The organism is Burkholderia sp. BCC1996 (assembly GCF_905339955.1).
Classification (GTDB): Bacteria; Pseudomonadota; Gammaproteobacteria; order Burkholderiales; family Burkholderiaceae; genus Burkholderia.
In genome coordinates, this window is the sequence record NZ_CAJPHM010000003.1 from 128,842 (window position 1) to 151,426 (window position 22,585).

Here is a 22,585-nt window from a genome sequence, read left to right on the forward strand (position 1 = left end):
CCTGGCGATGCGCTTCATTTCCCGGCCGCGGCACCCGCCCCCGGCCAGACGAAGCCCGCCTCGCCGGGCCCGGGCGCGGAACCGGGCGAGCCGAACAACAGACTGCGCGGGTTGCGGCCGAGTTCACCGGCGACGTCCTTCAATTGCCGCGACGCATCGCCGACGCTGCCGGCCAGCGCGTTGAAACGCGGCAGCGTGTCGTACTGGACCCGCGCGTTCAGGTCGTTCAGCGCGACGCCGACCTGCTCGGCAGCCGAGCCGGCCTTGTTCAGGTTCGACACGAGCGGCCCGTTCGGCTGCAGCAGCGTGTTCGCCGATGCCATCGCGCGATCGACCTGGTGCATCGTCTCCGGCAGCGCGGCCACCGCCGGCGCGAGCTGCTTCGACAGCGTCGCCGCGCCGTCCGCCGCATGCTGCAGGCTTTCGGCCGTCGCGCGCAGCTGCTCGCGCATCTCCGGCGACATCAGCGCGTTCGCGCTTTTCGCCGCCAGTTCGAGCTGCCGCAGCAGCACGTCGCCGCGCTCCTGGATCTGGTCGAACAGGCTCGGCCGCATCGGGATCTGCGCGATCGCCTTCGGCGACGACGGCAGCGGCGCCAGGTCGCGCCCCGTATCCTCGAGCTGCACGAACGCGATGCCCGTCACGCCCTGGAAGCCGAGGCTGCCGTAGGTCGACTGCGTGATCGGCGCGTCGAGATCGACGAGGATCCGGATCCGGATCTGGCCCGGATGCGCGCGATCGAAGCCGATCGACTGCACCTTGCCGACGTCGAGGCCGCGAAAACGCACGGCCGCATCGGGGAACAGGCCCGTCACGTTGGTGCGCGCGAGCAGGTCGTACGGCACGCGCACGGTACGGTCGACGTTGAACCAGAACACGGTGCCCGCGATCGCGAGCGTCAGCGCGATCGTGAACAGGCCGGCCCAGAACGCATGTGATTTGTTTTCCATTCGCGGGTTCCTTGCTTCTTGCCTTGCTTACAGATCGACGCTCGACGGCGCCGGTTCGAGGGCCGCCTTCGGCAGCTTCGCGCGCCGCTCGGGCGGCAGCGCCTGCAGTGCGCGGCGCCCGCGCAGCCCCAGGAAATATTCGTGGATGAACGGATGGTCGACGTTCGCGGCCTCCTCGACGGGGGCCGCGACCAGCACCTTGCGGTCGGCCAGCACCGCGACGCGCGTCGACAGCGCGACCATCGTGTCGAGATCGTGCGTCACCATCACGACCGTCAGCCCGAGCGTGCGGTGCAGCGTCGCGATCAGCTCGACGAATTCGTCGGACGCCTGCGGGTCGAGGCCGGCGGTCGGCTCGTCGAGGAACAGCAGCTCCGGCTCGAGCGCGATCGCGCGCGCGATGCCGACCCGCTTCACCATCCCGCCCGACAGCGCGGCCGGCATCTTCGACGCGTGCTTGCACGGCAGCCCGACCATCTCGAGCTTCAGCATCACGATGTCGTGCAGCAGGTCGGGCGGCACGCGGCCGAGCTCGCGCAACGGCTGCGCGACGTTGTCGAACACCGTCATCGACGAGAACAGCGCGCCCTGCTGGAACAGCATCCCCGAGCGCGTGCGCATCATCCGCGCGGTCGCGTCGTCGATCTTCGACGTGTCCTCGCCGAACACCTTGATCGTGCCCGACGTCGGCCGCTCGAGGCCGAGGATCTGCCGCACCAGCGTCGTCTTGCCCGAGCCCGAGCCGCCGACGATCGCCACGATCTCGCCGCGCCGCACGTCGAAATCGAGCTTCTGGTGAATGATGTTGCGCCCGTAGCGCTTCGTCAGGTTGCGCACCTCGATCACGAGGTCGTCGCCGGGCCCGGCGGCGCCCGGCGGCGTGCCGACCGAGCCTGCGCCGATTGCCGCGGCATGCGCGCTGGCGGCACCGGCCGCCGGTTCGTTCGACGCGTTCATCCGAGCCCCACGTTCTGGAACAGGATCGCGAACACGGCGTCGGCGAGGATCACGACCGTGATCGACGAGACGACCGAGGTCGTCGTCCCTTCGCCGAGGCTCTGCGAGTTCGCCTTGATCCGGAAACCGAAATGACAGGCGACCAGCGCGATCAGCATGCCGAACACGACACCCTTGCCGATGCCGATGTACAGGTTCGCGATCGGCACGACGCCCGGCAGCGAGCGCACGAAATAGTTGACGTCGATGCCGAGCACCAGCTTCGCGGCGAGCGCGCCGCCGGTGAGCGCGATGATGTTGGTCCACATCACGAGCAGCGGCATCGCGACGCCGAGCGCGAGCACGCGCGGCAGGATCAGCCGCAGCCCGTGCGGGATGCCCATCACGCGCATCGCGTCGAGTTCCTCGGTCACGCGCATCACGCCGATCTGCGCGGTGATCGCCGACCCGGAGCGGCCCGCGACGAGGATCGCCGACAGCACGGGCCCCAGCTCGCGGATCACCGACAGCCCGAGGATGTTCACGATGTAGCGGTTCGCGCCGAACATCTGCAGCTGCTGCGCGGACAGGTAGCTCAGCACGATGCCGATCAGGAACGCGACCAGCGCGGTGATCGGCAGCGCCTGCGCGCCGGCGCTGTAGATGTTCGCCGAGGTTTCCTTCCACGGCATCGTCTGCGGGCGGCGCAGCACCGACAGCGCATCGAGGATCACGAGGCCGAACATCGCGATGCCGCCTTGCAGGTGTTCGGCGAACGAGAAAATCGCCTGGCCGAGGCGCGTGACGGGATCGAACCGCACGACGCGCTCGGGCGCCTCGCGCTGGCTGTCGAGGCGTTCGATCCGCTCGAAGATCGTGCGCTGCGTGGCGGACAGCTCGACGCCGGCCGGCAGCTTGCGGCCCCACACGCGCCACAGCGCCTGGCCGCCGACGTGGTCGAGTCGCTCGATGCCGGACAGATCCCATTCGTTCACGCGCCCGGACGCGATGCCCGCGATGCGGCGCGCGACCGCGCCGCGGTTGCGCGCAAGCGCGAGTGCGGTCCATTGGCCGTACAGGCGCACCGTCTGACCCTGGCCGCCGGCGTCGACCGACAGGCCGGGAGGAGTCTCGAAGTCCAAGGGCGGATTGTTTGCAAAAGGATGACAGCGGCCATTGTAGCGAACCGCCCGGCGCCGCGACGTGAGGATTGCCGTCGGGGCGCGCAGCCGGGCGCGCGTGGCCGGGGCGTCGGGTCGGCGGCATCCGGTTGCGGGTGCCCGGCCCGCCACGGCGCACCGTTCGCCGCCGGATCGGCATGCCGGGCGCACGACCTTTCATTCTTCCGTCACGTTTCCTTTCGATACTCTCACGCGCCGCACGTCAGGCCGTCGGCGCCCGCGCCGCCATCTCGCGGCGCGCCTCGCGATTCATAGAACAGAACACCGAACAGGACAATCGATGCGTCTTCCCCCGCTTTCCCGCCGCCGCGCGAGCGCCGCCGCCGCGCTCGCCAGCCTCGCCTTCGCCCTCGCCGGTTGCGGCGGCGACGACGTCACCGCTCCGCCGTCATCGCAGACGCAGGCCCAGGCGCCCGCCGGCACGACCACGACGCTCGCGCTGCTCGAAACGACCGACCTGCACACCAACGTGCTGTCGTACGACTATTTCAAGCTCGCCGCCGACAAGTCGCTCGGTTTCGAGCGCGTGTCGACGCTGATCGCGCAGGCGCGCGCGCAGTACCCGAACACGCTGCTGCTCGACAACGGCGACACGATCCAGGGCACCGCGCTGTCGGACTACCAGGCGCTCGTGAACCCGATCGGCTGCGACCAGACGCTCGCGATCTACAAGGTGATGAACGCCGCGAAGTTCGACGGCGGCGGGATCGGCAACCATGAGTTCAACTACGGGCTGCCGTACCTGTCGCAGGTGACCGGCAACACGTTCGACGTCGACGGGCTGCCGGCCCCCGCGCAGCAGAAGAAGTGCGCGGGCCCGAACTTCCCGCAGGTGCTCGCGAACGTGATCAGCGCGAGGACCAACGCGCCGCTGTTCACGCCGTACACGATCCTGACCCGCACGGTGACGGCCGTCACGCCCGACGGCAAGACCGTCAGCGCGCCGGTGAAGATCGGCATCATCGGCTTCACGCCGCCCGCGATCATGAGCTGGGACAAGCGCTGGCTCGACGGCAAGGTCTACACGACCGGCCTGAAGGAAGCGGCCGAGAAGTACATTCCGGAGATGCGCGCGAAGGGCGCCGACCTCGTCGTCGCGATCTCGCACGGCGGCCTCGACAACACCGCGTACTCGCCGACGATGGAGAACGGCAGCTGGTGGCTGTCGAAGGTGCCCGGCATCGACGCGATGCTGATCGGCCACTCGCACCAGGTGTTCCCGGACGCGAACAGCACCGTGGCGCAGTTCAACCTGCCGGGCGTCGACAAGGCGAAGGGCACCGTCAACGGCGTGCCGACCGTGATGGCCAACTACTGGGGCAAGCATCTCGGCGTGATCAAGCTCGGTCTTAAGTTCGACGGCAAGACTTGGAGCGTCGACAAGTCGCAGACGACCGTCGAGGCGCGGCCGATCCAGAACGCGGACAAGAGCTACGTCGCCGCCGATCCGTCGGTGTCCGCCGCGATCGCCGCCGAGCACCAGGCGACGATCGACTACGTGAAGACGCCGATCGGCTCGACCGACTACCGGATGAACTCGTACTTCGCCGACGTCGGCGATCCGGGCGCGATCCAGATCGTCAACGAGGCGCAGGCCGACTACGTGAAGACCTACGTGCAGGCGAACCTGCCGCAATACGCGTCGCTGCCGGTGCTGTCGGTCAGCGCGCCGTTCAAGAGCGGCTTCGGCGGCGGCAGCGACTACACCGACGTCGCGCCCGGCGCGCTCGCGATCAACAACGCGGCCGACCTGTACCTGTATCCGAACACCGTGTACGCGGTGAAGGTGAGCGGCAGCGACGTGAAGAACTGGCTCGAGACGGCCGCGAAACGCTTCAACACGATCGACCCGACCCAGGCGACCGTGCAGCCGCTCGTCAGCAGCTTCCCCGGCTACAACTTCGACATGTTCACGTCCGCCGATCTCGCGTACGAGATCGACGTCACGCAGCCGGTCGGCAGCCGGATCAGGAACCTGACGTACAAGGGCGCGCCGATCGACCCGAACGCGCAGTTCATCGTCGCGACCAACAACTACCGCGCGAGCGGCGGCGGCAATTTCCCGGGCCTCGACGGCAGCAAGACGATCTTCGCGTCGCCCGACGCGAACCGCGACGTGCTGATCGCATTCATCAAGAAACGCGGCGCGATCACGCGCGCGGCCGACGGCGCGCAGCGCAGCTGGCGCTTCACGAAGCTCGCGAGCTCGGTCGCGCACGTGCGGTTCACGTCCGCGCCGAACCGGCTCCGCGACGCGGCGGCTGCCGGCCTGAGCGGCCTCACGCAGGTCGCGGCCGACGACGGCTCGGGCAAGAACCTCGCCATCTACGAGATCGACCTCACGCAATGACCACGAGACCCGCGATGCAACCGATCCGGACGATGCGGCCGGCCGAGGCCGGCTTCACCGCCGCCGCGCGGCGCCTGCTGCGCGCGAAACTCCCGCCGGCCGCGTTGCTGGCGGCGGCGGCCGTGACCGTCGCGGCCGTGGTCGCCGCGACCGGCTGGCGCGCCGCCGGCCCCGCGCCGAGCGCCGCGCAGCTCGACGAATGGCAGGCGATGGTCGCGCAGGCCGTCGAGCCGCATGCGCTCGCGCAGTTGCGCGCCCTCGCGCGCCGCGGTTCGGGCGACGCGCAGGCGGCGCTCGGCATCGCGCTCGTCGATGCGCGCGAGCCGGGGCTGCGCGACGAGGGACGCGGCTGGCTCGAAACCGCCGCGCAGACGGACGGCCGTGCCGACACGCCGGCCGCGCGGCGTGCACAGCTGGCACTCGGCAAGGCTCTGCTGCTCGGCAGCGGCGACATCCCGAAGGATTACGCACGCGCCCGCGCGCTGCTCGGCGAAGCGGCCGGACAGGGCGATCCGGCCGCCGCGTATTACCTCGGGCTGATCTATCGGAGTGGCTACGGGATCGCGGCCGATCCGGTGCAGGCTGCGCACTGGTTCGAGCTCGCGTCGCGCGCGGACCTTCCGGCCGCGGACTTCATGCTCGCGAACGCGTACCGCGAAGGCAGCGGCGTGCCGCGCGACGAAGCGCGCGCGCTCGCGCTGTATCGCCGGGCGGCGGAACACGAGCTGCCGGAAGCCGTGCAGACGCTCGCGATGGCGTATCGCAACGGCGAGCTGGGGCTCAAGCCCGACGCGGACGAATTCCACGCGCAGTGGATCGAAACCGCGCATGCGCTGAAGCACCCGGTCATCGCGCCGTGATGCGCGCGAGCCGCCTGGCCGGGTGCCGTCGCGGCATCCGGCGTCAGGCGGCGCCGCTCCGCGCGGGTCGTTCCAGGCGCATGTACGAGTCGGACACGATCAGTCCGAAGACGATGTGATCGAGCGCGCTCACCCAGCCTCGCGCGTCGGCGAACCACGGGAACAACTGCGTCATGCCGTAGTAGTTGACGACGTACAGCAGCACGCCGAATACGGCCCCCGCCACGCTGGCCATCCCGATGCTCGAATCCAGGCTGAAACACGCGATGATCACGGCCAGGACCAGCGCAAACACGATCGACAACGCGAAGTGCACGCCCAGCGCGGCCAGCAGCGTCCCCACTTCGACCGTGGCCGACGGCGCGAGCGCGTCATCGCCGAAGTAGATGGCCGCGATCATGCGCAGCGGCGCCCACGCGTCGTGTCCGATGATTGCCGCCGCGACGACCTGGACGACGAGGAAAACCGCACCGGCCACGCACCCGCCGATCACGGCGGCTCGCCACACCGGAATGCGGCGCACGTAATGGTGCGAATGCATGTGGAGTTGCATGGCCACCTCCTTGAAAACGGTCGGCCGCCGCATCAGCGCCGGTGCGTATGCGACGTACCCGCTCGCACCGCCGACCATGCCGACTCGAGCGAGTCCATCAGCCGGCGACAGGCACACGTCGTCGGGAGCCCGGCGGCAGCGGCGATCCGGCGCGTCTTGCGGTGAAGGCGCGCGAACAGGCTGCACGGGCTCGAACCCGAATGAAGCGGGTTCATCGCCATTTCCGTCGATGCGGCAACGACGAGGACGCGCCGGCGCGCGCCGATTCGTCTGCGTTACTGCCGGCAACACCGTCGAACGCGCCGCCAGAGCGGATACTTCGAACGTAGTCGTGCCGGTCGCCAAATTCAAGATGCCGGCCGGCGGCGGTACGCGACTGTGCCGGGTTCGGCAGGCGCAAGCGGCAACTGGCCCGCGGTCAAGCAGGACACCGACCGCGAGCATTCGCGCATCCGTGCAAGCCGAGCCTGAAAAACAGGTAGCCGCGCCGGATGCGCGGCCATCATCGTCGATATTGCTGCCGGTGCTTCCACGCGCCCCTTGCGCCCCTGTCGCTACAATAGCCACCATGAACGCCCCCACCTCCTCCGACACGCCCGATTCCGGCGACGCGCACATCGCGCGCAACCGGCTCGAGGCGCACCTGGATGCCGCGCCGCGCGCGTGGCCGCTCGACATCGTTGCCGCCACCGGCTCGACCAACGCCGACGTCGCGACGCGCCTCAAGGCGCTGCCGCGCGCCGCGAACGCGCTGCCCGCGCCGCTCGTGCGCGTCGCGTTCGAGCAGACGGCCGGCCGCGGCCGGCAAGGCCGCCCGTGGTTCGCGCAGCCCGGCAACGCGCTGCTGTGCTCGGTCGGCTGCATCGTGCCGCGCCCCGTGGACGCGCTCGGCGGCCTCAGCATCGCGATCGGCGTCGCGCTCGCGGAAGGGCTCGCCGCGCTGCCGCTCGACGCCCGCACGCGCGTCGCGCTCAAATGGCCGAACGACCTGCTGCTGACGGTCACCGACGACGGCACGCCGCGCATCGTCGGCAAGCTCGCCGGGATCCTGATCGAAACCGTCTGGACCACCGCCGACGCGACCGCCGTCGTGATCGGCTTCGGCATCAACGTGCGCGGCGCGGAAGCCGTCGCCGCGCAGGTCGACGCGCTGCGCGCGCGCGAAGCGACGCTCGCGAGCGGGCTGCCGCCGGCCGCGCTGTCGGCCGCGTGCGCATCGGCCAACCTTACCGATACGCTCGCCGCCGCGCTGAACGCGCTCACCCCCGCCCTCGCGCAGTTCGGCACCGACGGGCTCGCGCCGTTCCTGCCGCGCTGGCACGCGCTGCACGCATACGCGGGGCGCGAAGTCGTGCTGCTCGAACAGGGTGTCGAACGCGTGCGCGGCATCGCGACCGGCATCGACGCGACCGGCCAGCTGCTGCTCGACACGCCCGATGGCGTGCGGGCGATCGCGGCCGGCGACGTATCGCTGCGCGAAGCGCAATGAACGAACCGCATCTGCTGATCGACGCCGGCAACAGCCGGATCAAGTGGGCGCTCGCCGACGCGCAGCGCACGCTCGTCGACACCGGCGCGTTCGGCCATACGCGCGACGGCGGCGCCGATCCCGACTGGTCGGCCGTGCCGCGTCCGCGCGGCGCATGGATCTCGAACGTCGCGGGTGCCGACGTGGCCGCCCGGCTCGACGCGCTGCTCGACGCCCGTTGGCCCGGCCTGCCGCGCACGACGATCCGCTCGCGGCCCGCGCAATGCGGCGTGACGAACGGCTATACGACGCCCGAACAGCTCGGCAGCGATCGCTGGGCCGGTTTGATCGGCGCGCATGCGGCGTTTCCGGGCGAGCATCTGCTGATCGCGACGTTCGGCACGGCGACGACGCTCGAAGCGCTGCGTGCGGACGGTCGTTTCACCGGCGGGCTGATCGCGCCGGGCTGGGCGCTGATGATGCGCGCGCTCGGCACGCACACCGCGCAATTGCCGACGCTGACCACCGACATCGCGAGCGGGCTGCTCGCGGGCGCGCAGGCCGAGCCGTTCCAGGTCGATACGCCGCGCTCGCTGTCGGCCGGCTGCCTGTACGCGCAGGCGGGGCTGATCGAACGCGCGTGGCGCGATCTCGCCGATGCGTGGCAAGCCCCCGTGCGGCTCGTGCTGGCAGGCGGTGCGGCCGACGACGTCGCGCGTGCGCTGACGCTGCCGCATACGCGGCACGATGCGCTGATCCTGTCCGGGCTTGCGCTGATCGCCGCGGAAGCGGCGGCGCAGGATTGACGTAAAACCGGCCGGCATCGCGCCGACTGAACGACCGAACGACCGAACGACTGAACGACTGAACGACGACGAGGAGTGTCGACGATGCTGCGCTGGCTGATCGCTGTTCTCTTTCTCGCGAACCTGCTCGCGTTCGTCGCCGTGCGCGGCGTGTTCGGGCCGCTGCCGGCGGCCGGTCCGCGCGAACCGGGCGTGCTGTCCCGGCAGGTGCGGCCCGAGGCGCTGCATGCGATGCCGCTCGCGCAGGCGGCCGATCAGCCGGTGATCGGCGGCCCGATCGGCGCGCCGGCCGTCCCGGCCGAGCCGTTCGCGGCATCCGCGCCCTGACGGCGCGGCACCCGCATCAGGACTGCTGCGCGCGCACCTTCTTCAGCAGCGCGGTCGTCGAGCGGTCGTGCTCGAACGGAATCGCGAGCGCCCGCCCGCCCCAGCCGCGCACGAGCGCCGATTCCGGCAGCGCGTCCATGTCGTAGTCGCCGCCCTTCACGAGAATGTCCGGACGGACGGCCTCGATCAGCGATACCGGCGTCTTCTCCTCGAACTTCACGACCCAGTCGACGCTTTCCAGCGCCGCGAGCAGCGCCATGCGGTCTTCCTCGCGGTTGATCGGCCGGTCGTCGCCCTTGCCGAGCATGCGCACCGACGCATCGCTGTTCACGCCGACGATCAGGCATGCGCCGAGGGCCTTCGCATCGGCGAGATAGGTGACGTGGCCACGGTGCAGGATGTCGAACACGCCGTTCGTGAACACGACGGGCGAAGGCAGCGAAGCGCGCAGCGCAACCAGGGCGTCACGGGTGATCAGCTTGCGTTCGAAGGTAGCGGGCATGATGGATTTCGGATGGCGTGAGCGGCGCGCGGTGCACGTCGCGACGGAACACGGCGGCGCCAGATAAAAAGCCCGCCGGATCGCCGGGCGGGCTTCATGCGGGAATACGGGGCGGCGAGCGCGGCCGGCGGCGCTTCACGCCGGCTGCGACGCCGCGCGGCCTCAGGCCGGTTGCGCGGCCGACGACGGGCCGCCTTCGGACTGCAGGCGGCCGGTGACTTCCTTGCGATAGCGGTTCAGTTCCTGCGCGGTCGCGAAGGTTCGCTCGAACAGGATCGACAGGTTGTGCAGGATCCGCTCGACGACCTTCTTTTCCCACTCGCCGTCGAAACGGATCTGCTCGTCGAGCCAGCGCTCGAGCCATTCCGGATCGGGCAGGCGCGACTGCACGGTGTCGCGCGGGAACAGCGCCTGGTTCACGTGCAGGTTGGTCGGGTGCAGCGGCTTCTCGGTGCGGCGCGCCGACGCCATCAGCACGCCGATCTTCGCGAACGCCGCGCGCGCGACGTCGCCGCAGTTGTTCAGCGCCTTCTTCATGTAGCGCAGGTAAGCGCCGCCGTGGCGCGCTTCATCGCGCGAGATCGTTTCGTAGATGTGCTTGATGACCGGCTCGGTGTGCCAGTCGGCCGCGCAGCGATACCAGTGGTTCAGGCGGATCTCGCCGCAGAAGTGCAGCATCAGCGTCTCGAGCGGCGGCGCCGGGTCGAACTCGAAGCGCACCGCGTGCAGTTCCTCTTCGGTCGGCACCATTTCCGGCCGGAAGCGGCGCAGGTATTCCATCAGCACGAGCGAATGCTTCTGCTCCTCGAAGAACCACACGCTCATGAACGCGGAAAAGTCGCTGTCGTGCTGGTTGTCGCGCAGGAACATTTCCGTCGCGGGCAGCGCCGACCATTCGGTGATCGCGTTCATCTTGATCGTCTTCGCCTGCTCGTCGGTGAGCAGCGAAGCGTCGAACTTGTCCCACGGAATGTCCTTCTCCATGTCCCAGCGGACAGCTTCGAGCGACCTGTAAAGTTCCGGATAAAGCATGGTGTTCATGATGGTCCCACCCCTGTTCTGCGCAATGCGACTTCTCTAAACGTGACTGTTGCCGCGCGGGCGCGCGAACGCGCTTTTTGCAGCCAAGACTCTAATTTTACGCGTGAATCCAGCCCCCGGACGCAGATTCCGCGTTCGGCAGCCGGGCGGCCGCGCCGCCGCCTTGAAGCACGCCGCGACCCCGCTCCGCTCGAACGGAACCGACCGCGCGTGCCTGATGTGGGGGCCGGCGCAGGCCGGCTCGGTGGCGAGCCCGCCCGGCGCCACGCGGTCCCCGGACGGGTTCCCGTGCGACCGCCGGACCGGCGGGCTGCTCGATATGGTGTATACGGCGGCGGCCATGATAGCACGCACACATGACGGTTCCGAGACGCGGAACCGGTCGCGGGCCGCCAACGGCGGTGCGGCGATCGGTCGCAGGCCCCGTCGCAAAAACGCAACCGAAATGTAAGCTGGGTCGCTTTCGGGCCTGCCCGCGCCTGTCGGTCAGACCCGTATTTCGCCTGTCGCGAGACCGCCTTCGGGCGGCGTGCCGGCCGCCGGCGCACTGCCGCCGTCGGCCCGGGCGATCCAGTCCGCCAGCGTGTCGCGCTGCGCGCGCCCGTCGCGGTAGCCGAGTTCGATCAGCTCGCGCGTGAACGCCTCCTCGAACAACAGGTAGCTCGCGAACGACGCGCCGGCCGGCTGGCTGCCGCCGATCGCGCCGAGCAGCCCGCGCATCGTCGCCGGCATCTGCTTCAGGTGTTTCGCGGCGATCAATTCGATGCGCTCGGACGGCGCGATCGCGAGCACGTCGACGTGCCGCCAGCCACTGTCGACTTCGACCTGGTGCGGCAAATGCTCGATCATCCGGTTGATGTGCTCGATCCGCTCGATGTCCGAGCCGATCGAGTCGAGAAACACGCTCGCGAGCACCTGCTGGCCGATCTGCGCGGGCGTCGGGTAACCGCGCACCAGCCCCGAGCCGTTCGCGGCGGGAATTTCGGGCCGCGGATCGGCCGCGCCGACGACGACGATCCGGTCCGCGCCGAAGTGGATCGCCGGCGACAGCGGCGCGACCTGGCGGATCGACCCGTCGCCGAAGTATTCGATCTGGCCGTCGAGCACGAGCGGCACGGCCGGGAACACGAACGGAATGGCCGACGACGCGAGCAGGTGCGACGCCGACAGATCGACGAGCCGTGCGGTGCGCTGCGCGCGCCGCCATGCCTGGATCGGCTCGGCGGCCTGGTAGAAGGTCAGGTGCCGGCCGCTCGAATAGCTGAGCGCCGTCACCGACAGCGCATGCAGCAGGCGGGCCTCGAGCATCTGCTCGATCCGGTGGAAGCTCAGCTCGCGCTGCAGCAGGTGCGCGAGCGGCGCGTTGTCGAGCAGCCCGCGCGGCGAGCGGCGCGCCGCCCAGCCGAAGGTCATCGTCGCGAGCCAGCGTGCGCCCGCCGCGGCGATGCCGAGCCAGTCGGTGCGATACACGTAGTCCGCGCGCAGCGGCTCCCAGAATTCGAGCAGGCGCCGCACGCCGTGCGAAAAGTCGTCAGCATGGCTTGCGATCGACGTCGCATTGATCGCGCCGGCCGATGACCCGCAGACCACCGTGAACGGCACCGTCTGCCGGTTCGGATCGGCCTCGCGCGCGATTTCGGCCAGCGCCTTCAGCACGCCGACCTGATAGGCGGCGCGTGCGCCGCCTCCCATCAGCACGAGCGCGAGCCGCATGATCGACCTGCTATCCGGTTCGCATCACGTCGAGCGCTTCGGCGGACGCGTTTCGGGCGACGAAGCGGCTGCCGCGCGCGCCGCGGCCGAATCGGCCGGCTTCGCGCGCTTCGCGGCCGGCTTGCGCGGCGCGGCGGCCGCGGCCGGCGCGGGCTGTGCCGCCCGCGCGGCCGGTGCGGCCTGCTCGGGCGGTGCGGCGTCGTCCGGTGCCGCGGGCTGCGCCCCCGGCTGCGTCATCGCGAGGCTCGCGAGCTGGTTGAACTGCGCCTGCAGCAGATTCCACCAGCCGGCCGGATCGAACGCCTGTTGCGCGGCGTCGCCAGCCGGCGGCGCGTCCGCGGCGGCGGCGTCCGGTGCTTGCTGCGCGTCGGCGCGCGGCGCGGACGCCGCTTGCGCGGCCGCAACCGCGGCCTCCTCGGCCGCCGACATCGAGCTTTGCGCGAACGCGCCGAACGCGCGCAGCGTCGCGAGCGTCGCGCGCTGCACCTCGAGTGCCTGGATCGCGGACTGCAGCATCCCGAGATTGAGCTTGAGCCATTGCTCGACCGCACGCAGATCGGTGATCCGCTTGTCGAGTTCCTCGACGCTCGTGAGCGGCGCCATCATGTCGGACATGCTCGACAGCGAAGGCGGCAGCCCCGACGCGGTGCCGGGAAACGACGCCATCCCGCCGAACGGCGTCATCCGCATCATGTCCCACATCCGGTCGAGCATGTCGGCAGGCTTGAAACCGGCAAAGCCGGCGAAAGGATTGGAGCCGGGGGCATCGGTCGTCATACGGGCGTCCTGGTTGACTGGGGGAGCGAAGCGGCCGGCACGGATCGAGCGGCCGCCTTTGGTTCGATCATAACGCGCGTCAGAACGGTGCGTCGCCGGGGAAGTCGGGCGGGCGCCGCTCGCGCAGCGAGCGGATGCCTTCCTGCACGTCGGGCCCGGAGAAGCCCGTGAATTCGAGCGCGAGCGACGTATCGAACGTCGGCCCGGCGCTGCGCAGCCAGTTGTTCAGCGCGTACTTGGTCCAGCGGATCGCCGACTGCGATCCGTGCGCGAGCCGCTCCGCGACTTCGTACGCCTTCGGCAGCAGGTCGGCCGGCTCGACCGCGAGCGACACGAGGCCGATCCGCTCGGCCTCCTCGCCGCTCACCGGTTCGCACAGCAGCAGGTAGTACTTCGCCTTCGCCATCCCGCACAACAGCGGCCACACGATCGCCGCGTGATCGCCGGCCGCGACGCCGAGCCGCGTATGGCCGTCGATGATGCGCGCGTCCTTCGCGGCGATCGAGATGTCGGCGAGCAGCCCGGCGACGAGCCCCGCGCCGACGGCCGGGCCGTGCATCGCGGACACGATCGGCTTGCTGCAGTTGATCACGTTGTAGACGAGGTCGCGCGCCTCGCGCCACACGCGCGCGCGCACGTCGAAGTCGTTCGCCATCGCCTCGACGAGCGCGAGATCGCCGCCCGCCGAAAAGCCCTTGCCCTCGCCGCGGATCACCGCGACGCGCGTGTCGGGATCGCGGTCGACGTCGCGCCAGATGTCGGCGAGCTCGCGATGCATGCGCTCGTTCGCAGTCGCGAGGCCGCTGCGGTTCGCGCCCTCGCCGCTCATCACGATGTCGAGCACGCCGTGATCGCGGCGTGTCACCTTCAGTGCTTCGTAACCGCCGTATGCGGCGAGATCGGCCATGCGCAGCTCCCGGGTTCTCGAGACGCCTGAAGCGCCTGAATCGAGTGTAGCCAAGCCCGCGCGGGCAAACATCAGGCGAAACCCGGCGCGCGGGCCGGGGCCGGGTTTCGCGTCGGCTGGCGCGTCTGCGTCAGGCCGCGCCGTCGGGCGGCGCGACCGCCTGCTCGATCGCGCCGAAGATCGACTTGCCGGCCGCGTCGAACATCTCGATGCGCACGGTGTCGCCGTAGCGCATGAATTCGGTCTGCGGCGCGCCGTGCTCGATCGTCTCGAGGCAGCGCTTCTCGGCGATGCAGCAGTAGCCGCGCTTCGCGTCCTTGTTCGACACCGTGCCCGAGCCGACGATCGAGCCGGCACGCAGGTTACGCGTCTTCGCCGCGTGCGCGATCAACTGGCCGAAGTGGAACACCATGTCGGTGCCCGCGTCGGGCTGGCCGACCTTCCTGCCGTTCCAGTGGACGATCATCGGCCGGTGCACGCGGCCTTCGCGCCATTCGTCGCCGAGCTCGTCGAGCGTCACCGCGACCGGTGCGAACGCGGTGGCCGGCTTGCTCTGGAAGAAGCCGAAGCCCTTCGCGAGTTCGGCCGGAATCAGGTTGCGCAGCGACACGTCGTTCACGAGCGTGACGAGCCGCACGGCCTTCAGCGCGTCGTCCGGCGACGCGCTCATCGGCACGTCGCCGGTGATCACCGCGACTTCGGCCTCGAAGTCGATGCCCCATTCCTCGGACGGACACATGATGTCGTCGCGCGCGCCGAGGAAATCGTCGCTGCCGCCCTGGTACATCAGCGGATCGGTCCAGAACTCCGGCGGCATCTCGGCGCCGCGCGCGCGCCGCACGAGCTCGACGTGGTTCACGTACGCGGAGCCGTCGGCCCACTGGAACGCGCGCGGCAGCGGCGCCATGCAGTTCGCCGGATCGAACGCGAACGCGTTGCGTGCGCGGCCGTGGTTCAGCGCGTCGTACAGGTCGCGCAGTTGCGGCGCGTAGAACGCCCAGTCGTCGAGGACGCGCTGCAGCGTCGGTGCGATCGCATCGGCGATCGCCGCGGTGTGCAGGTCGCGCGACACGACGATCAGCTGGCCGTCGCGCGTGCCGTCCTTCAGCGATGCAAGTTTCATGGGGTATCTGCCGTTTTAGTGACGATGGAGGGAATCTATTTTACGATGGTGAATCCGTGCGGCGCGCCACGATCGTGCGCGCCGTTTTCGTCCCGACCCTTGCCGCCTTGTCGCGCCCCCGTTGCCCATGCCTGCCAGCCCGCTTCCCGACGACGACCCCGCCGATTCCGACACCGACGACGCCGGCGCCGGCGAGCACGGTGAAGGCGGCGAGAAGCTCCGCTCCGGCATCCAGTCGATCGAGGTCGGCTTCCGCCTGCTCGATGTGCTGACGAGCGAGCCGCGCGCGATGATGCTGCGCGACCTCGCGCAGCGCGCGGGCATGAGCCCGGCGAAGGCGCACCGCTACCTGGTCAGCTTCTCGCGGCTCGGCGTCGTGTCGCAGGATCCCGTGTCGGGCCGCTACGAGCTCGGCGGCTTCGCGCTGCAGATGGGGCTCGCGCGGCTCGCGCGCGTCGACGGCGTGAAACTCGCGCGGATCGCGCTGACCGAGTTGCGCGACCGCGTCGACCAGACGGTCGGCATCGCGGTGTGGGGCAACCAGGGGCCGACGATCGTGCACTGGATGGAATCGAGCCATCCCGCGAAGGCGTCGCTGAAGCTCGGCGACGTGATGCCGCTGCTCGGCTCCGCGACGGGCCTGCTGTTCGCCGCGTACCTGCCGCGCAGCAAGACCGCGGCGATGCTCGAACGCGAGCTCGCCGACACGCGCCGCTCGCCGCATCACGGCGGCCCGCGCACGCTCGACGAGGTCGAGGCGGTGCTCGCCGACGTGCGTGCGCATCAGGCCGCGCGCGTCGAAGGGATGCTGCTGCCGACGATCCACGCGTTCTGCATGCCGGTGTTCGACGCGGTCGGCGAACTCGCGCTCGCGATCGTCGCGCTCGGCCAGGAAGGCATGTTCGACATCGCGTGGGGCGGCGAAATCGACACCGCGCTGCGTGCCTGCGCGCAGAAACTGTCTTACGAACTCGGCTATAGTCCGGACGCGCGCGACGCCTGACACGCCTGACACGCCTGACACGCCGGGCGCGCTACACACGTGCGACACCCGCGCGATGTACCGCGAACGCGCGGCGCATCCGGCGGTCCGACGGCTGTGACGCGCGCTGCGCGCCGCGACCGCCCCAACCCTTGTACCGTTTCGCCGATGCCGCCTGCCGACACCCGTCCTCGTCACGCCCCGCCCCGCCGCTGGCTGCGCGTGGGCATCGCGCTCGTGGTCGTGCTGGTGCTGCACGCGCTCGCGGCCTTGTGGCTGACGCGCAGCCGCGACGCGTTCACGCCGCCCGCGCCCGCCGCGATACCGGTGCAGATCGAATTGCTGAAGCCGCAACCGATCGAGCGCCAGCCTGCGCCGAAGCCGGCCGAACATCCGGCCGAGCCGGCGCCGGCGAAACCGGCTCCCGCCACGCCGAAGCCTGCACCGAAGGCCGCGCCGTCGCCCGAGCCGGTCCTCACGTCGACGCAGACGGCCGAGCACGGCGAGCCGCCGCCGGCCGCCGCCTCCGCCGCGAGCGGCACGACAGGCGCATCCGGCGCGCACGCGGCATCGTCCGGCGATGCCGCCAGTGGCGCCAGTGCCGCGACGCCGGGCCCCGCGACGAGCGGCGTGAAGTTCGCGGCGCCGCCGCCCGGCGACCTGCAGTACGACACGTTCTACAACGGGATGCAGAACATGATCGGCACGATCCACTGGCGCACCGACGGGCGCACCTACGATCTGTCGGTGTCGATGCCCGTGCCGTTCGTCGGCCCGTTCTCCTACCGCAGCGAAGGCCGCATCGACGCGTTCGGCGTCGCGCCCGACCGCTATGTCGAGAAGCGCGGCAAGCGGCCCGAGGACATCGCGATCTTCAACCGCGAGATCCGCCAGGTGGTCTTCACGCGCACGCCGAACAACGCGCCGCTGCCCGACGGCGTGCAGGATCGCTTCAGCATGCTGATGCAGCTGTCGGGGCTCGTGCGCGGCAATCCGGCCGCGTACAAGCCGGGCGTCACGCAACAGTTCTTCGTGATCAACAACAACAGCGGCGAGACCTGGCCGATCACGGTGATCGGCGACGAGGACGTGCAGACGCAGGCCGGCATCATCCGGGCACGCCATTTCATGCGGCTGCCGCGCCGCGACGGCGACACGCGCCGCATCGACATGTGGCTCGCGCCGTCGCTCGACTGGTTGCCCGCGAGGCTCGTACAATCGGAACCGAACGGTTCGCAGATCGAGCTGCTGTGGCACGGCCGGCTCGCCCCGCCGGATGCACCGACCGCCGGCGCGACGCAAGGCGCAACGAAGGAAGGCGCAACCAACGCGCCTGCCAGCGCACCGGCCGCGGAGCCGGCACAACCCACGCCGCCGCCCGCCGTGCAACCGCCCGCGCCAGCGTCTGCACTGCCGGCCTCGGCGCCGGCCGCGCCGTGACGATCGACCAATCGGCAATTTCGACCGATTAAAGGACTCGCCGAAATGGCCGATGACACTCTTTAACAACTATTTCAGTCCACCGGATCACAATAAGAAACGTTTGATAGACATTGGTTTCTAACCGATACACCCCACGCAAACGGGAGAACGGGGTGTGCAGCGCAAGCCCCTTGAAACCGGCACAGCCCGCCCCACCTACGGGACAACAAGGCCAGATGCCACTGCGAAGAGGAGTGCCGCCATGCAAATGATCTACAACAGCCCCAACTACTGCGTCGTCGAATTTGCGCCGCAGGCCGGCCACCATCTGATGAATGCCGGCGGATACGAAATCGTCGACAAGAACGCCCAGCGCGAGATCTTCATCGACGGCGAGCTCGCCGAGCGATTCCGCGCGCACGTGAAACAGCTGATCGAGGATGAACCGTCGCTCGACGAAGTGGACGAATTCCTCGGACAGTTCGACAGCCTGATGATGATGCCCGTCGTCCTGCACTGACGACCCGCGGCCCGGCGCACCGCCGGGCCATTCGCCGCACTAAGCGGCGCCGCGAGCACTCCGATCCAAGCCCCCGTCCGGTTCGCCGGGCGGGGGTTTTCGTTTGGTGCCACCGGTGCGCGCCTCGCACACAGGTACGCGCAGGTACGCGCGTTCATTGCGCGCAGACCGCACGCACGCAGGCATCGGGCCCGCACCGTTGCCTGCACCACGACCGTGCGCGCCACCCGCATGCCGCGCCGGCCGGCTCCGCGCCGCGCGAGGCCGGGCGGCGCCCCGGCGCACCGGCTACAATGACGGTTTTCCCGTCTTCGCCGGTCTCTCGCCCATGTCTGCGACTCCTCTCGCCGCTTCCGCCCCGCTCGACGCGCCCTACACGCGTGGCGCCGCACTGCCCGCGCTGCTGAAATCGCGCATCCTGATCCTCGACGGCGCGATGGGCACGATGATCCAGCGCTACAAGCTCGACGAGGCCGCGTATCGCGGCGAGCGCTTCAAGGATTTCCCGCGCGACATCAAGGGCAACAACGAGCTGCTGTCGCTCACGCAGCCGCAGATCATCAGCGAGATCCACGACCAGTACTTCGCGGCCGGCGCGGACATCGTCGAAACCAACACGTTCGGCGCGACGACGGTCGCTCAGGCCGACTACGGGATGGAAGACCTCGTCGTCGAGATGAACGTCGAATCGGCGCGGCTCGCGCGCGAATCGGCGGCCCGCTACGCGACGCCCGACAAACCGCGCTTCGTCGCGGGCGCGATCGGGCCGACGCCGAAGACGGCGAGCATCTCGCCGGACGTCAACGACCCGGGCGCGCGCAACGTCACGTTCGACGAGCTGCGCGACGCGTATTACCAGCAGGCGAAGGCGCTGCTCGACGGCGGCGTCGACCTGTTCCTCGTCGAGACGATCTTCGACACGCTGAACGCGAAGGCCGCCCTCTTCGCGCTCGACGAACTATTCGAAGACACCGGCGAGCGCCTGCCGATCATGATCTCGGGCACCGTGACCGACGCATCGGGCCGCATCCTGTCGGGCCAGACGGTCGAGGCGTTCTGGAATTCGCTGCGCCACGCGAAGCCGCTCACGTTCGGCCTGAACTGCGCGCTCGGCGCGGCGCTGATGCGCCCGTACATCGCCGAGCTCGCGAAGCTGTGCGACACCTACGTGTCGTGCTACCCGAACGCGGGCCTGCCGAACCCGATGAGCGACACCGGCTTCGACGAGACGCCGGACGTCACGTCGGGCCTCCTGAAGGAATTCGCGCAGGCCGGGCTCGTGAACCTCGCCGGCGGCTGCTGCGGCACGACGCCCGAGCACATCGCCGAGATCGCGAAGGCGCTCGCCGACGTGAAACCGCGCCGCTGGCCGAGCCAGTACAGCGACGCCGCCTGACCGACCGCATCAACGCCCGCCCTACCTCATACGAATTCGCACCGCCATGACCGATCACATGATGCGCCTTGCCGGCCTCGAGCCGTTCAACGTCACGTCCGGAACGCTCTTCATCAACGTCGGTGAACGCACCAACGTCACCGGCTCGAAGGCATTCGCGCGGATGATCCTCAACGGCCAGTTCGACGAGGCGCTCGCGGTCGCGCGCCAGCAGGTCGAGAACGGCGCGCAGGTGATCGACATCAACATGGACGAGGCGATGCTCGATTCGAAGGCGGCGATGGTGCGCTTCCTGAACCTGATCGCGTCCGAGCCGGACATCGCGCGGGTGCCGATCATGATCGACTCGTCGAAGTGGGAAGTCATCGAAGCCGGCCTCAAGTGCGTGCAGGGCAAGGCGATCGTGAACTCGATCTCGCTGAAGGAAGGCGAGGACGCGTTCCGCCGCCACGCGAACCTGATCCGCCGCTACGGCGCGGCCGCGGTCGTGATGGCATTCGACGAGACGGGCCAGGCCGATACCTACGCGCGCAAGACCGAGATCTGCAAGCGCTCGTACGACTTCCTCGTGAACGAAGTCGGCTTCCCGCCGGAAGACATCATCTTCGATCCGAACATCTTCGCGGTCGCGACCGGCATCGAGGAGCACAACAACTACGCGGTCGACTTCATCGAGGCGACCCGCTGGATCAAGCAGAACCTGCCGTACGCGAAGGTGAGCGGCGGCGTGTCGAACGTGTCGTTCTCGTTCCGCGGCAACGACCCGGTGCGCGAGGCGATCCACACCGTGTTCCTGTATCACGCGATCCAGGCGGGCATGGACATGGGTATCGTGAACGCAGGCCAGCTCGGCGTGTACGCCGATCTCGACCCGGAGCTGCGCGAGCGCGTCGAGGACGTGATCCTGAACCGCCGCGACGATTCGACCGACCGCCTGCTCGAGATCGCCGACAAGTTCAAGGCGGGCGGCGCGAAGAAGGAAGAGAACCTCGAGTGGCGCAACCAGCCGGTCGAGAAGCGGCTTTCGCATGCGCTCGTGCACGGCATCACGAACTTCATCGTCGAGGATACCGAGGAAGTCCGCGCGAAGATCGCCGCGGCCGGCGGCCGTCCGATCAACGTGATCGAAGGCCCGCTGATGGACGGGATGAACATCGTCGGCGACCTGTTCGGCCAGGGCAAGATGTTCCTGCCGCAGGTCGTGAAGTCGGCGCGTGTGATGAAGCAGGCCGTCGCGCACCTGATCCCGTTCATCGAGGAAGAAAAGCGCCTGCTCGCGGAAGCGGGCGGCGACGTGCGCGCGAAGGGCAAGATCGTCATCGCGACCGTGAAGGGCGACGTGCACGACATCGGCAAGAACATCGTGTCGGTCGTGCTCCAGTGCAACAACTTCGAAGTGGTCAACATGGGCGTGATGGTCCCGTGCAACGAGATCCTCGCGAAGGCGAAGGTCGAGGGCGCGGACATCATCGGGCTGTCGGGCCTCATCACGCCGAGCCTCGAGGAAATGGCGTACGTCGCGTCCGAAATGCAGCGCGACGACTACTTCCGCGTGAAGAAGATCCCGCTGCTGATCGGCGGCGCGACGACCTCGCGCGTGCACACGGCCGTGAAGATCGCGCCGCACTACGAAGGCCCGGTCGTCTACGTGCCGGACGCGTCGCGCTCGGTGTCGGTCGCGTCGAACCTGCTGTCGGACGAAGGCGCGGCGAAGTACCTCGACGAGCTGAAGTCCGATTACGACCGGATCCGCGACCAGCACGCGAACCGCAAGGCGCAGCCGATGGTCACGCTCGAGCAGGCGCGCGCGAACAAGACGAAGACCGACTGGGCGGGCTACCAGCCCGTGAAGCCGAAGTTCATCGGCCGCCGCGTGTTCAGGAATTACGACCTGAACGAACTCGCGAACTACATCGACTGGGGCCCGTTCTTCCAGACCTGGGATCTCGCGGGCCCGTACCCGGCGATCCTGAACGACGAGATCGTCGGCGAATCGGCGCGGCGCGTGTTCTCCGACGCGAAGTCGATGCTTGCGCGCCTGATCCAGGGCCGCTGGCTGACCGCGAACGGCGTGATCTCGCTGCTGCCGGCGAACACGGTCAACGACGACGACATCGAAATCTACACCGACGAATCGCGCTCGGAAGTGCTGATGACGTGGCGCAACCTGCGCCAGCAGAGCGTGCGTCCGGTGGTCGACGGCGTGATGCGCCCGAACCGCTCGCTTGCCGACTTCATCGCGCCGAAGGAATCGGGCGTCGCCGACTACATCGGCATGTTCGCGGTGACGGCCGGCCTCGGCGTCGACGTGAAGGAAAAGCAGTTCGAAGCCGACCACGACGACTACAGCGCGATCATGCTGAAGGCGCTCGCCGACCGCTTCGCGGAAGCGTTCGCCGAAGCGATGCACGCGCGCGTGCGCCGCGAGCTGTGGGGCTACGCGAGCGGCGAGACGCTCGACAACGACGCGCTGATCGCCGAAAAGTACGCGGGCATCCGCCCGGCGCCCGGCTACCCGGCCTGCCCCGACCACCTCGTGAAACGCGACATGTTCGCCGCGCTGCACGCGGACGAAATCGGCATGAGCGTGACGGATTCGCTGGCGATGCTGCCGGCGGCGAGCGTGTCGGGCTTCTACCTCGCGCATCCGGACAGCCGCTACTTCTCGGTCGGCAAAATCGGGCAGGATCAGCTCGACGACTACGCGCAACGGATGCAGCTGTCGCTCGACGACGCGCGCCGCGCGCTCGCGCCGCAGCTTTAACCGCATC

The 22,585-nt window shown here is 69.3% G+C and carries 20 protein-coding genes; 10 read left to right on the plus strand and 10 right to left on the minus strand.

Annotated features, from left to right (window positions below):
* Positions 1 to 14 precede the first annotated feature (14 nt).
* The 3 genes from U4Z64_RS04825 to U4Z64_RS04835 are packed head-to-tail and all read right to left on the minus strand — an operon-like array spanning position 15 to position 3,028.
* The gene (locus U4Z64_RS04825; protein WP_321819367.1) at positions 15 to 950 is read right to left on the minus strand and encodes an MlaD family protein; all 936 of its coding nucleotides are present in this window, start codon (positions 948 to 950) and stop codon (positions 15 to 17) included.
* A 27-nt stretch (positions 951 to 977) separates the two neighbouring features.
* Positions 978 to 1,907 carry an ABC transporter ATP-binding protein gene (locus tag U4Z64_RS04830; RefSeq protein WP_321800663.1) on the minus strand — a complete coding sequence of 310 codons (930 nt, stop codon included), beginning with the start codon at positions 1,905 to 1,907 and terminating at the stop codon, positions 978 to 980.
* Positions 1,904 to 3,028 (minus strand): ABC transporter permease, encoded by a 1,125-nt coding sequence (locus U4Z64_RS04835; RefSeq protein ID WP_321819368.1) that lies wholly within the window; start codon positions 3,026 to 3,028, stop codon positions 1,904 to 1,906. The genes U4Z64_RS04830 and U4Z64_RS04835 overlap by 4 nt, the downstream gene beginning before the upstream one ends.
* A gap of 319 nt (positions 3,029 to 3,347) precedes the next feature.
* On the opposite strand from U4Z64_RS04835, the gene U4Z64_RS04840 reads away from it, so the two are divergent.
* Together U4Z64_RS04840 and U4Z64_RS04845 are read left to right on the plus strand one after the other, a co-directional pair.
* Positions 3,348 to 5,417, plus strand: coding sequence for a bifunctional 2',3'-cyclic-nucleotide 2'-phosphodiesterase/3'-nucleotidase (locus U4Z64_RS04840; RefSeq protein ID WP_321819369.1), 2,070 nt, complete (start codon positions 3,348 to 3,350; stop codon positions 5,415 to 5,417).
* Between the two features lie 14 nt (positions 5,418 to 5,431).
* The gene (locus U4Z64_RS04845) at positions 5,432 to 6,277 is read left to right on the plus strand and encodes a tetratricopeptide repeat protein (protein WP_321819370.1); all 846 of its coding nucleotides are present in this window, start codon (positions 5,432 to 5,434) and stop codon (positions 6,275 to 6,277) included.
* Positions 6,278 to 6,320: 43 nt separating this feature from the next.
* Here the strand turns inward: U4Z64_RS04845 and U4Z64_RS04850 are convergent, their stop codons facing one another.
* Positions 6,321 to 7,400 (minus strand): hypothetical protein, encoded by a 1,080-nt coding sequence (locus U4Z64_RS04850; RefSeq protein ID WP_321819371.1) that lies wholly within the window; start codon positions 7,398 to 7,400, stop codon positions 6,321 to 6,323.
* Between U4Z64_RS04850 and U4Z64_RS04855 the strand changes: the two genes are divergently transcribed.
* The 3 genes from U4Z64_RS04855 (at position 7,399) to U4Z64_RS04865 (ending at position 9,431) form a co-directional block, all read left to right on the plus strand.
* Positions 7,399 to 8,319, plus strand: coding sequence for a biotin--[acetyl-CoA-carboxylase] ligase (locus U4Z64_RS04855; protein ID WP_044846767.1), 921 nt, complete (start codon positions 7,399 to 7,401; stop codon positions 8,317 to 8,319). The genes U4Z64_RS04850 and U4Z64_RS04855 overlap by 2 nt on opposite strands.
* Positions 8,316 to 9,104 carry a type III pantothenate kinase gene (locus U4Z64_RS04860; protein WP_321819372.1) on the plus strand — a complete coding sequence of 263 codons (789 nt, stop codon included), beginning with the start codon at positions 8,316 to 8,318 and terminating at the stop codon, positions 9,102 to 9,104. The genes U4Z64_RS04855 and U4Z64_RS04860 overlap by 4 nt, the downstream gene beginning before the upstream one ends.
* 84 nt (positions 9,105 to 9,188) lie before the next feature.
* On the plus strand, positions 9,189 to 9,431 hold the full coding sequence (locus U4Z64_RS04865) for a hypothetical protein (RefSeq protein ID WP_044846779.1): 243 nt from the start codon (positions 9,189 to 9,191) through the stop codon (positions 9,429 to 9,431).
* Between the two features lie 16 nt (positions 9,432 to 9,447).
* Here U4Z64_RS04865 and rfaE2 read toward each other — a convergent pair whose 3' ends face one another.
* The 6 genes from rfaE2 to U4Z64_RS04895 all read right to left on the minus strand — a co-directional run bounded on the left by rfaE2 (position 9,448) and on the right by U4Z64_RS04895 (position 15,494).
* A complete protein-coding gene (gene rfaE2, locus U4Z64_RS04870; RefSeq protein ID WP_044846769.1) occupies positions 9,448 to 9,933 on the minus strand; it encodes a D-glycero-beta-D-manno-heptose 1-phosphate adenylyltransferase in 486 nt (161 codons plus the stop codon).
* Positions 9,934 to 10,095: 162 nt separating this feature from the next.
* Entirely contained in the window at positions 10,096 to 10,974 is an 879-nt protein-coding gene (locus U4Z64_RS04875) for a ferritin-like domain-containing protein (RefSeq protein WP_321800651.1), read from the minus strand.
* Positions 10,975 to 11,460: 486 nt separating this feature from the next.
* Positions 11,461 to 12,687: a patatin-like phospholipase family protein gene (locus U4Z64_RS04880; protein ID WP_044846772.1), complete on the minus strand. Its 1,227-nt coding sequence runs from the start codon at positions 12,685 to 12,687 to the stop codon at positions 11,461 to 11,463.
* 24 nt (positions 12,688 to 12,711) lie between these two features.
* Positions 12,712 to 13,464, minus strand: a complete 753-nt coding sequence (locus U4Z64_RS04885; protein WP_321800650.1) for a PhaM family polyhydroxyalkanoate granule multifunctional regulatory protein — start codon at positions 13,462 to 13,464, stop codon at positions 12,712 to 12,714.
* A gap of 79 nt (positions 13,465 to 13,543) precedes the next feature.
* The gene (locus tag U4Z64_RS04890; RefSeq protein ID WP_321819373.1) at positions 13,544 to 14,371 is read right to left on the minus strand and encodes an enoyl-CoA hydratase/isomerase family protein; all 828 of its coding nucleotides are present in this window, start codon (positions 14,369 to 14,371) and stop codon (positions 13,544 to 13,546) included.
* Positions 14,372 to 14,501: 130 nt separating this feature from the next.
* Positions 14,502 to 15,494 carry a fumarylacetoacetate hydrolase family protein gene (locus tag U4Z64_RS04895; RefSeq protein ID WP_044846197.1) on the minus strand — a complete coding sequence of 331 codons (993 nt, stop codon included), beginning with the start codon at positions 15,492 to 15,494 and terminating at the stop codon, positions 14,502 to 14,504.
* Positions 15,495 to 15,621: 127 nt separating this feature from the next.
* On the opposite strand from U4Z64_RS04895, the gene U4Z64_RS04900 reads away from it, so the two are divergent.
* The 5 genes from U4Z64_RS04900 to metH all read left to right on the plus strand — a co-directional run bounded on the left by U4Z64_RS04900 (position 15,622) and on the right by metH (position 22,578).
* A complete protein-coding gene (locus U4Z64_RS04900) occupies positions 15,622 to 16,497 on the plus strand; it encodes an IclR family transcriptional regulator (RefSeq protein WP_321819374.1) in 876 nt (291 codons plus the stop codon).
* Positions 16,498 to 16,644: 147 nt separating this feature from the next.
* Entirely contained in the window at positions 16,645 to 17,916 is a 1,272-nt protein-coding gene (locus tag U4Z64_RS04905; RefSeq protein ID WP_321819375.1) for a DUF3108 domain-containing protein, read from the plus strand.
* 244 nt (positions 17,917 to 18,160) lie between these two features.
* On the plus strand, positions 18,161 to 18,418 hold the full coding sequence (locus U4Z64_RS04910; protein ID WP_006477667.1) for a DUF3567 domain-containing protein: 258 nt from the start codon (positions 18,161 to 18,163) through the stop codon (positions 18,416 to 18,418).
* 328 nt (positions 18,419 to 18,746) lie between these two features.
* Positions 18,747 to 19,814, plus strand: coding sequence for a homocysteine S-methyltransferase family protein (locus U4Z64_RS04915; RefSeq protein WP_044846194.1), 1,068 nt, complete (start codon positions 18,747 to 18,749; stop codon positions 19,812 to 19,814).
* 46 nt (positions 19,815 to 19,860) lie between these two features.
* Positions 19,861 to 22,578, plus strand: coding sequence for a methionine synthase (gene metH / locus U4Z64_RS04920; RefSeq protein WP_321819376.1), 2,718 nt, complete (start codon positions 19,861 to 19,863; stop codon positions 22,576 to 22,578).
* Positions 22,579 to 22,585: the final 7 nt, after the last annotated feature.